This is a genomic window from Streptococcus infantis (assembly GCF_047460685.1).
Lineage (GTDB): Bacteria > Bacillota > Bacilli > Lactobacillales > Streptococcaceae > Streptococcus > Streptococcus infantis_AD.
Genome location: NZ_JASHFS010000040.1, coordinates 1 through 1,435, shown reverse-complemented (window position 1 = coordinate 1,435; position 1,435 = coordinate 1). Strand labels below are relative to the sequence as shown.

1 protein-coding gene is annotated in these 1,435 nt (G+C 35.5%); it reads left to right on the top strand.

Annotated elements, in window-relative coordinates:
• Nucleotides 1–55: 55 nt before the first annotated feature.
• Nucleotides 56–1,404, top strand: a protein-coding gene (locus QM917_RS10545) for an IS3 family transposase (protein ID WP_148131311.1) whose coding sequence is annotated in 2 segments (ribosomal slippage) — nucleotides 56–506 and nucleotides 506–1,404 — 1,350 coding nt in all. Because the reading frame shifts where the segments join, the coding sequence is not laid out codon by codon here.
• Nucleotides 1,405–1,435: the final 31 nt, after the last annotated feature.

Sequence of the window (1,435 nt, the reverse complement as noted above, 5' to 3'; positions counted from 1 at the left end):
TGAACTGCACCCCAAAAGTTAGACATAAAAATCTAACTTTTGGGGTGTTTTTATTATGAAATTAACTTATGAAGATAAAGTTCAAATATATGAATTAAGAAAGAAAGGAGAGAGCTTTAGACAACTTTCAAATCAATTTGGGATAAACATTTCTAATCTTCAGTACATGATTAAATTGATTGATCGTTATGGAATAGAAATCGTCAAAAAAGGAAAGAATTGTTACTATTCTCCTGAACTAAAACAAGAGATCATTGATAAAGTTCTTCTTGAGGGGCGTTCACAAATTAGGGTGTCTCTGGATTATGCCCTTCCAAGTAGTGGATTACTTTCGAATTGGCTGGCACAATATAAGAAAAACGGGTATACTATTGTTGAGAAAACAAGAGGGAGACCACCTAAAATGGGACGTAAGCCAAAGAAGAGATTTGAAGATATGACAGAATTAGAACGTCTTCAAGCAGAAAATGAGTACTTGAGAGCGGAGAATGCCATTCTAAAAAAGTTGAGAGAACTCCGATTGAGGGACGAAAAGGAGCAAGAAGAAAAACGGAAATTGTTCAAGGACTGGTAACAGAGTTTTCGTTAGATATCCTTCTAAAGATTATTAAGCTTGCCCGTTCAACCTATTATTACCACTTAAAACAGCTGGATCAAAGCGATAAAGATTATGATATTAAAGCTGAAATTCAGTCAATTTATACTGAGCATAAAGGAAATTACGGCTATCGTCGCATGACTCTAGAATTACGAAATCGTGGCTTCGTAGTGAACCATAAGAAGGTGCAGCGTCTTATGAAAGTACTTGGTTTAACGGCTCGAATTCGCCGTAAACGGAAGTATTCTTCATACCAAGGAGAGGTTGGCAAGAAAGCAGATAACCTTATTCAACGTCAATTTGAAGCAACCAAACCAATGCAAAAGTGCTACACAGATGTGACAGAATTTGCCATTCCAGCAAGCAGCCAAAAGCTTTATTTATCACCAGTTTTAGATGGCTTTAACAGTGAAATTATCTCCTACAATCTTTCTACTTCGCCGAACTTAGTACAAATGAAAGCTATGCTAGAACAAGCATTTACAGAGAATCATTACGAAAATACAATTCTCCATAGTGATCAAGGATGGCAATACCAACACGATTTCTATCATCATTTTTTAAAGAATAAGGGAATCCAACCATCTATGTCACGTAAGGGAAATAGCCCAGATAACGGTATGATGGAATCTTTCTTTGGCATTCTTAAGTCTGAAATGTTTTATGGTTATGAGAATACGTTTCAGTCACTTGAGCACTTGGAACAAGCTATTGTAGACTATATTGATTACTACAACAACAAACGAATTAAGGTAAAACTAAAAGGACTTAGTCCTGTACAATACAGAATTAAATCCTTTGCTTAAATTAATTGTCTAACTTTTTGGGGTCAGTACA